This is a genomic window from Massilia sp. MS-15, assembly GCF_020176695.1.
Taxonomy (GTDB): domain Bacteria; phylum Pseudomonadota; class Gammaproteobacteria; order Burkholderiales; family Burkholderiaceae_D; genus Telluria; species Telluria hydrophila.
In genome coordinates, this window is sequence record NZ_JAIWIA010000079.1 from 1 (window position 1) to 8,428 (window position 8,428).

The window sequence follows — 8,428 nt, forward strand, 5'->3', positions numbered from 1 at the left end:
CTAGTTATATGCAAAAGCCCGCTCAGAAGATCTGAGCGGGCTTTTTTGCGTCTTGCGAATGCGAGAGCGGTAGTTGTTTGGCCTTGGGCTGCCCCAGCCGTTCTGATATCCACCCTCGATCGCGCGTTGACCTTTGCGCAAGCCGGTACTATAGTCGGGCACTCGTTCATTCCCATAAACATGTCCTCGCTTGCTGAATCCGCTGGAGATCTGTTCCGTCACGTTGCCGCGGACAAAGTCCTCCTGTATCGGTCCATCATGGACACTTTCGCTGCCGCCAAAAGACAGTTCAGGCTGCAATTGCGGCCAGACGAGGTGCAACTGGAAGCGCAGTGGCCCGGTGCGACGCCGTCGATCGAGGAAATCCAGCAGGCCCTGTCGCAACTGGCGGATTGGGGCAATCTCGAAGCGCATCCGGATACGGCGCGGGTGTCGAGTATCGAAGACTTTTATCGGGCACGCTTCCTGTACCGGCTGTCACTCGGCGGCGAGGCCGTCGAAGCCGGCCTCGCCGCCTTCGCGCGCACCCTGGCGCGCCATAGCGAACTGCAAACCGTCGCGCTCGAAGACATCCTGATCCAGCTGAATGCCTTGCTGGCCCTGGCAGGCGAAGCCGCCCCCGATCCGGCCAAGGTGCACAATGCCTTGCGCGACCTGGTGCGCGTATTCGACGGGTTGGCGGACAACGCCCAAGCCTTCATGGCCAGCGTCGCCCGCAGCATCGAATTGCAACAGGCCGATGTGCAGGCCGTGATCGCCTTCAAGCAGCGCCTGATCGACTACCTGAACCGCTTCGTCAGCGACCTGGTCGGCCGTTCGGGAGCGATTGCCGGCCGCCTGCATGAACTGGACGGCCGCATCGAAACCTTGCTTGTGCTTGCCGCGCAGCGCGAACGGCGCGATGCAGCGCCGGGTGACGAATCGCAGCAGGCGGACGCCCTGGCCAAGCGCACGGCCATCTGGCGTGAGCGCTGGCGTGGCCTGTCGCGCTGGTTCATCAGCGACGGGCACATCCAGGCGCAGTCTGAACTCCTGCGCGCCAAGGTCAGGGCCGCAATCCCGCAGCTGCTGGCGGCCGTCGCCAGCCTCAACGAACGGCGCAGCGGACGCAGCGACCGCTCGGCGGACTTCCGCATCCTGGCGCGCTGGTTCGCGGATACTGGCAGCGATGCCGAGGCCCACCGGCTGTGGCGGGCTGGCTTTGCGCTCAATCCCGCCCGCCACTTCAGCCTGCAGGCCGACGCTGCGCACGCAGACCCGGTGCCGGCATCCACCCCTTGGGCCGAGGCGCCGCCGGTGCGCGTGCATCCGCGCCTGCGCGAACAGGGCGAGATGACGCCGCGCGGCGCGCCGCCGCACGTCCGCGCGCGTGATACCGAACGCGCCATGCTGGCCGCGCGCGTCGCGGCCGAGCGGGCGCAGATCGATGCGGCGCGCGCCATCCTGGCTACCGGCCGCGCCACCCGCCTGTCGGAGCTGGGCATGCTCGATGCGCAGGCATTCCGCCTGTTCCTGAACCTGCTAGGCGAGGCGCTCGTGGCACAGGCGGGGCCCGACGCCGAGGTGAGCTGCCAGAGTGCCGATGGCCTGCTGCAGATCCGCCTGGCGCCTTTGGCGGCGGACAGCGTCGCCAGCATCCAGACCAGCTTCGGCACGTTCACGGGACGCGACCACCTGCTCACGATCACGCCTACCGGAGACCGACATGGCGCGTGATGCCGCAGAGCTCAGGGACGTGCTGGCGCGCCATCGCGAAGACGAGCGTCGCGATGCCTTGCGCGCCTTGCTGATGTGCCCCTTGATGACGGCCGCGCACCCGGCCTTTCATGCGGTGCGCCGCCACGAACGCGAGCTGCGCGACTGGTTCTCGCAGGCCGCGGGCTGGATCCTGCATGTCGAGCGCGATTGCGCGCGCCTGTACAAGCGGCCTGCCGACCTGGCCGACGCCAGCCGCGGCGCGGCCGAATTCGACCGTCGCCGCTACATCCTGTTCTGCCTTGCGTGCGCGGCGCTCGAGCGAGCCGAACCGCAGATCACCTTGCGTACCCTCGGCGAGAAGCTGCTGGCATTGTCCGCCGACCCGGAACTCGATGCGCGCGGCTTCACCTTCACGCTCGACAGCCACCACGAGCGGCGCGAACTGGTGGCCATTTGCCGCTACCTGCTGTCGCTGGGCGTACTGCTGCGCGTGGCGGGCGACGAGGACGCTTTCGTGAGCAAGGTCGGCGACGCCTTGTACGACGTGCGGCGGCGCGCACTGGCGGGCCTGCTGGCGGCTGCGCGCGGGCCCTCGACCTGGGCGCCCGAGCAGGCGCCGGCGACCCTCGGCGAACGCCTTGCCGCCCTGACCGAAGAGTTCACCCCCGACAGCGAGGAGGGACGCCGCACCGCGATGCGTCATTACCTGGCGCGTCGCCTGCTCGACGATCCGGTCGTCTATCTCGACGAACTGGACGACCGCCCGGCCTTGCGCGCCTACTTCCAGAACCAGCGCGGCGCGCTCGCCGCGCGCCTGGGCGAAGCCACCGGCCTCGTTGCCGAACAGCGCGCCGAAGGCCTGGCCCTGGTGGACGAGAGCGCCGAGTTGACCGACGTTGCCATGCCAGCGGCCGGCACCGCATCCCACGTCACCTTGCTGGTCGCCGAGTTCCTGGCAGACGCCGGCCGCGCCCGTCCTGGCGCGCCGATCACCGAAGCGGAGGTCCGCGAGGCCGTGCGCGGCATGATTCCCGAATATGGGCGCTATTGGGCGAAGGCCGCGCGCGAACCCGGCGCCGAAACCGAACTTGCCGACAATGCGCTGGCCCGGCTGGCGATGCTGCGCCTGGTCCGGCGCGATGCCAATGGCGTGTGTCCGCTGCCCGCGCTCGCGCGCTTTGCACTGGGCGATGCCGAACTGGTAGCGCGCAAGCGTACCGTAACCAAGGGCGCCGAGCGCGCCCAGGATGCCTTGTTCTGATGTCTGATTCCCTGTTTTCGAGCGACGCCGCGCCTGCGCTGCCGCCACTCCCCGAGCCGCAGCAGACGCGCTGGCAGCCCTTGCGCATCGGCCTGGTCGAGCTGTTCCATTACGATAGCGAAGAGTTCTGGTTCCGCGACGGCCACCTGCTTTTGCGCGGCAATAACGGCACCGGCAAATCGAAGGTGCTGTCGCTCACGCTGCCCTTCTTGTTCGACGCCAGCATCAAGTCCTCGCGCATCGAGCCCGATGGCGACGCCACCAAGAAGATGGCGTGGAATCTGCTGCTCGGCAAGCTCGAGCGCCGCGTCGGCTATGCCTGGATTGAATTCGGCCGCATTGGTGAGGATGGCCAGCCGCGTTACCTGAGCCTGGGCTGCGGCCTGTCGGCGGTCGCCGCGCGGCCCCAGGTCGACACCTGGTATTTCCTTACCGAAGGCCAGCGCATCGGGCGCGAGCTGTGGCTGATCGACGAGCGCCGCGCAGTACTGGGCAAGGAGCGCCTGGCGCAGGCGCTCGACGGCAGCGGCCAGTTGTTCGATACCGCCCAGGCTTACCGGCGTGCGGTCGACGAGCGCCTGTTCCATCTGGGCGAAGCGCGCTACGCGGCGCTGATGGATACCCTGATCCAGCTGCGCCAGCCGCAACTGTCGAAGAAACCCAACGAAGACAACCTCTCGAATGCGCTGACCGAGGCGCTGGCGCCGCTGCCGGACGAATTGCTGGCCGACGTGGCCGAGGCCATGAACCAGCTCGAAGAATATGCCCAGCAACTGACCGAGCTGAACGAACTGGCGAAAGCGATCGGCCAGTTCAACCGCCGCTACCGCCAGTATGCGCGCGTGAATGCGCGGCGCCAGGCACGCGTGCTGCGCGCCGCGCAGACTGGCTTCGACAATGCCAGCCACACACTGCGCGAGGCACGCGCCGCGTTTGACGCCGCACAGCGCGCGGAAGCCCGCTTGCGCGCGTCGCTCGAGGCGGCCGAAGGGGAGCAGCAGCGCCAGCGCGCCGCTCTCGAGGAGATGCAGGCCGATCCGCTGATGCAGGATGCCAACCGCATCGACGAACTGGCCCGCAACCTGGCAGAGCGACAGCGCGCGCTGGAGGCAGCCGAGGCGGCGCTGCGCGACGCCGTGCGGCAGCAGGAGCACGACGCCGGCGCCCTGCGCGGCTATGCCGGGCGCGCCGACGCCGCGTGCGCCGCGCTCGCGCAGGCCGCCGCCGTATTCAATGCCGCAGGCGAGGCGGCCGGGCTGGCGCAGCGCGAGGAATTCGCGGCGGCGCGGGCCTGCTTCGCCCAGCCGGATGAGCTGGCCAGTCTTGAAGTGGCCGAATATGAGCGGATGCAGCGCGCCTTGCGCAGCCTGGGCCAGCAGCGCCGTGCCGATGCCGCCGTGGTGGCGAGTCGTCTGCGCGAGATCGAGCACGCTGCGCAGACGCGCGACGCGGCGCAGGAGCGGCGCGGCGAAAGCGCCGATGCGCTCGCCGACGCGGGGGAGCGGCTGGCGGCCGGCGAGGCCGAGCTGCTGGCGCATGCCGATGGCCTGGTGGAGGCCTGGAGCGCGCACGCGGCGGGACTGCGTGAACTGGCGTTCGACAGTGCGGCGCTGCTGCCCGCGCTGGCCGACTGGACCCGCAGCCTGATTGGTGAGAATCCTGCGCACGGCGCCCTGATGCGTTCGCGCGACGACAGCAGCCTGCGCCTGGCGTGGGACGAAGCAGAGGCGCTGGCGCGCCGCGCGGCGCTGGACGCGCAGGCCGAGGCACTGGAGCGGGAACGCGCGCGCCTGGCGCATGGCGCCGATAGCGCGCCGCCGGCGCCGTACCAGCGCGATCCCGGCGCGCGTCCTGTCGGGCGTCCGGGCGCGCCGTTCTGGCAGCTGGTCGAGTTCCGCGACGGCGTGCAGGGTGAGGCCGAGCGGGCTGGCCTCGAAGCGGCGCTGGAAGCGGCCGGCCTGCTCGATGCCTGGGTCAGTCCGGACGGCGCAATCGATGCGGGCCCCAGCGCGCCGCCGTACGACACGCTGCTGTGCGCTCGGCCGGCGCAGGGGGCGTCGCTGGGCGCCTGGCTGGCGCCCGCGCAGCCCTGCGCGCTCGACCCGGCGCTGGTTGAGCGCCTGCTCGCCTCGCTTGCCTGCAGCGCGGACGATGACGGCGCCGAGACCTGGGTTGCGCCCGATGGGCGCTTCCGCATCGGCGCACTGGCTGGGGCCTGGGCCAAGCCTGCCGCCGAATACATCGGGGCGTCCAGTCGCGCTGAGGCGCGCCGACGGCGGATCGACGAGATCAGTGTCGCCCTGGCCGCCCTGGCGCAAGAGCAGGCCGCGGTGGGCGCGACCTTGTCCTTGTTGTCCGAGCGGCGTAGTCTTGCAGCCAAAGAATGGGAAACGGCGCCCTCGGATACGGATCTGCGTTCCGCCCATGTACAGACCGCTGCGCTGGAGCGCGAGCGGCGCCAGGCTGCCGAGCGCCTGGCGATCGCCGAGACGCGCCTGGCGGCGGCATTCGAGGCCTGGCGCGCCGCCCGGGCGGCCGGCGAGCACGACGCGGTCGACCTGCAACTGCCACTGGACGGCACCGCATTGGCAGCAGTGTCGGCCGCGCTCGACACCGCCGCGCAGGCGCTGCAGGACTTGCTGCTGCGCGCCCAGGAAGTCCGGCATCTGCTGCCCGAGCGGCGCCGCCAGGAGGAGCGTCTCGCGGAACGCGAGCGCGAGCTTGCTGCACGCCGCGCGCAGGCGGCGCGCGGCGCCGAGGCCCTTGAGGAGGCGCGGGTGCGCCTGGATACCTTGCGCGAACGGGTTGGCGTCCAGGTAAACGAACTGACGGCACGCCTGGCGGCGCTGCGCCAGGTGGTGCAGGATGGGGACACGGCGCTGAAGCAGTCGCGCGCGCTGCTTGGCGCTGCCAGCGAGACCCGCGCGCGCAGCGGCCAGCGGGCGGAGGATGCCGCAGCGACGCTCGACGAGCGCGCCGCGCTGCGCCAGAACGCGGTGCACGGATTCGAGCAATTCAGCGCAACCGGGCTGCTGGCCATTGCGCTGCCCGAACTGGAGCTGCCGGCGCCGCCCTGGAGCATCGACCCGGCGCTCGGCGTCGCCCGCCGCGCCGAGCAACTGCTGCAAGAGGTCGATGCCGGGGACGAGGACTGGTCGCGCGTACAAAGCGCCTTTGCGCGCGATTTGTCCGAGTTGCAGAGCGCGCTCACCGCGCTGGGCCACCAGGGCCAGGCCGAGCCGAGCGACCATGGCATGATCGTCACCATCGTCTACCAGAGCCGCCCGCAGCGTCCGGACATCATCGAGGCGGCCATTCGCGCCGAGATCGCGCAGCGCCAGGAACTGCTGACCGCGCGCGAGACCGAGGTGCTGGAAAATCACTTGCAAGCCGAGGTGGCGGCCGCGATCCAGCGCCGCCTGCAGGACGCCGACCGGCGGGTAAGCGCCATCAACACCGAACTGGCCAAACGCCCGACCTCGACCGGAGTGCGCTTCCGCTTGCAGTGGCAGGCGCTCGAGGAGGGCAGCGAAGGCGCGCCGGTTGGGCTGGAGGCGGCGCGTAAGCGCCTGCTTAACACCAGCTATGACGCTTGGTCGCCCGAGGACCGGCAAGTGGTGGGGCGCATGCTGCAGAACAGGATCGCGGCCGAGCGCGCGCGCGACGACGCCGGGCGCAGCGGCAGCCTGCTCGAGCTGCTCGCGCGCGCGCTGGACTACCGGCGCTGGCACCGCTTCCGCGTGCAGCGCTGGCAGGATGGCCAGTGGCGGCCGCTGGCCGGTCCCGCCTCCAGCGGCGAACGCGCGCTCGGGCTGACGGTGCCACTGTTCGCCGCGGTGTCGAGCTTCTATACCCATGCCGGATCGCGCCATGCGCCGCGCCTGGTGCTGCTCGACGAAGCCTTTGCCGGCATCGACGACGCCGCGCGTGCCCACTGCATGGCGCTGGTGCGCGAATTCGACCTCGACTTTGTCATGACCAGCGAGCGCGAATGGGCCTGCTATGCCGAACTGCCGGGCGTGTCGATCTGCCAGCTGCAGCGGCACGAGGGCATCGATGCCGTCCACGTGTCGCGCTGGAGTTGGGACGGCCGTGCGCGCCGCCTGGAAGAAGACGGCGCCCGCCGCTTCCCCGGCGTCGCCGACATCGCCGCTGCCGAATGAGCGAGGCCGAATGAGTGACGCCGATGTCCGGCTGGCGCGCCTGCTGGGTGGCGCTGCGCTAGCGCCGTTGCGAGCACGGCTGCGCAGCCGCTACCAGCGCGGCCGCGCCGGCGGCATCGTTACACTGGGGAAGCTGAGCGAGGCGGAACGCGCTGCCCTGGCAGGCCTGCTTGGACGGCGCCCGAGCGCAGCCGGTTCGCTGCGTTTCGACGTTGCGGAACTGGACGCGCGCCTGAAGGAGGCCGGCCTGGCGCCCTCGCTGCGCCACGCGCTGGAGCTACTCGACGGGCCCGTGACCGACCTGGCCGCGGTGCGCGCCGAGACGGCGCGCGCCTGGGATGCCCTGCGTGCGCAGGCGAGCGACAGCCGGCTTGCCGCTTTTCTCGCGGACGGGCGCGGCCTCGGTTTGCTCAAGCGGCTGGCCGTGCGCCTGCCGGCCGCCCAACAGCTCATCGCGCAGGTGCAGGCCGTGTTGGCGCAGCTGCCAGCGGAGGCCATCCCGCGCTCGCACCTGGCGGCGCAAGTGCTGGGCGACGCGCATGCGCTCGATCCGGGCAGTCCCGTCGCGACCATCGTGCTTGCCGCCTTGCGCAGTGCAAGGGCAGGGGGCGGCGAACAGGAAGGAGAGGAAACGGCGCGCGCGCTATGGGCTGGAGCCGGCGTGCTGGTCAATGAGCTGGCGCGTCCCGTGCTGTTCCTGAACCTGCCGTGCAGCTCCGGCGACAGAAAGGGCGAACCAGCCTACCTCTCATTGCGCGCACTGCTACGCGCACCACCAGAATGGCAGCTTGCCTCGCGTGACGTCTATGTATGCGAAAACCCGAACCTGGTCGCCATCGCGGCCGACGCACTCGGACCGCAGTGCGCACCGCTGGTTTGCACCGACGGCATGCCGGCCGCAGCGCAGCGCGCGCTGCTTACTCAATTAGCTGCGGCTGGCGCCCGTCTGCACTACCACGGCGATTTCGACTGGCCGGGCATTGCGATCGCCAACACCGTGATCGATCTGTTTGGTGCTTTTCCCTGGCGATTCGGCGCAGCCGATTACTGTGCGGCGCTGGACAAGGAGGTCGAAGTGACGCGCCCTCTCGTCGGAATAGCGGCCGAGGCCAGGTGGGACAAGGCACTCACGGCAGCCATGCTGGAGCGGGGCAGGGCAATCGACGAGGAGGCCCTGGCCGCAAGTCTGATGAAGGATTTGAACCTGCGCGCAAAAACAGGGCTTGCAGACTCCTACTCCAGTTTGCTATAGTTCGCCTCCGCTTCGGCAGGGACTGAAAATGTTAACGTAATCAAGTGCTTACGT

4 protein-coding genes are annotated in these 8,428 nt (G+C 70.0%); all 4 read left to right on the forward strand.

Features of this window, described 5'->3' with window-relative positions; translation table 11 throughout:
* Nucleotides 1-180 precede the first annotated feature (180 nt).
* From LCI23_RS20205 to LCI23_RS20220, 4 genes are read left to right on the forward strand one after another with little or no spacing between them, the layout of a single operon-like run.
* Nucleotides 181-1,716 carry a TIGR02677 family protein gene (locus LCI23_RS20205; RefSeq protein ID WP_224948251.1) on the forward strand — a complete coding sequence of 512 codons (1,536 nt, stop codon included), beginning with the start codon at nucleotides 181-183 and terminating at the stop codon, nucleotides 1,714-1,716.
* A complete protein-coding gene (locus LCI23_RS20210; protein WP_224948248.1) occupies nucleotides 1,706-2,959 on the forward strand; it encodes a TIGR02678 family protein in 1,254 nt (417 codons plus the stop codon). The genes LCI23_RS20205 and LCI23_RS20210 overlap by 11 nt, the downstream gene beginning before the upstream one ends.
* Nucleotides 2,959-7,122: a TIGR02680 family protein gene (locus LCI23_RS20215; protein WP_224948249.1), complete on the forward strand. Its 4,164-nt coding sequence runs from the start codon at nucleotides 2,959-2,961 to the stop codon at nucleotides 7,120-7,122. Before LCI23_RS20210 ends, LCI23_RS20215 begins: the two co-directional genes overlap by 1 nt.
* Nucleotides 7,123-7,132: 10 nt before the next feature.
* A complete protein-coding gene (locus LCI23_RS20220; RefSeq protein ID WP_224948250.1) occupies nucleotides 7,133-8,374 on the forward strand; it encodes a TIGR02679 family protein in 1,242 nt (413 codons plus the stop codon).
* The last annotated feature ends 54 nt before the right edge of the window (nucleotides 8,375-8,428 follow it).

Excerpts from the sequence above, each read along its gene's own strand:
- LCI23_RS20205 (WP_224948251.1), top strand. The coding sequence starts at position 181 with ATGTCCTCGCTTGCTGAATCCGCTGGAGATCTGTTCCGTCACGTTGCC.
- LCI23_RS20210 (WP_224948248.1), top strand. The coding sequence starts at position 1,706 with ATGGCGCGTGATGCCGCAGAGCTCAGGGACGTGCTGGCGCGCCATCGC.
- LCI23_RS20215 (WP_224948249.1), top strand. The coding sequence starts at position 2,959 with ATGTCTGATTCCCTGTTTTCGAGCGACGCCGCGCCTGCGCTGCCGCCA.
- LCI23_RS20220 (WP_224948250.1), top strand. The coding sequence starts at position 7,133 with ATGAGTGACGCCGATGTCCGGCTGGCGCGCCTGCTGGGTGGCGCTGCG.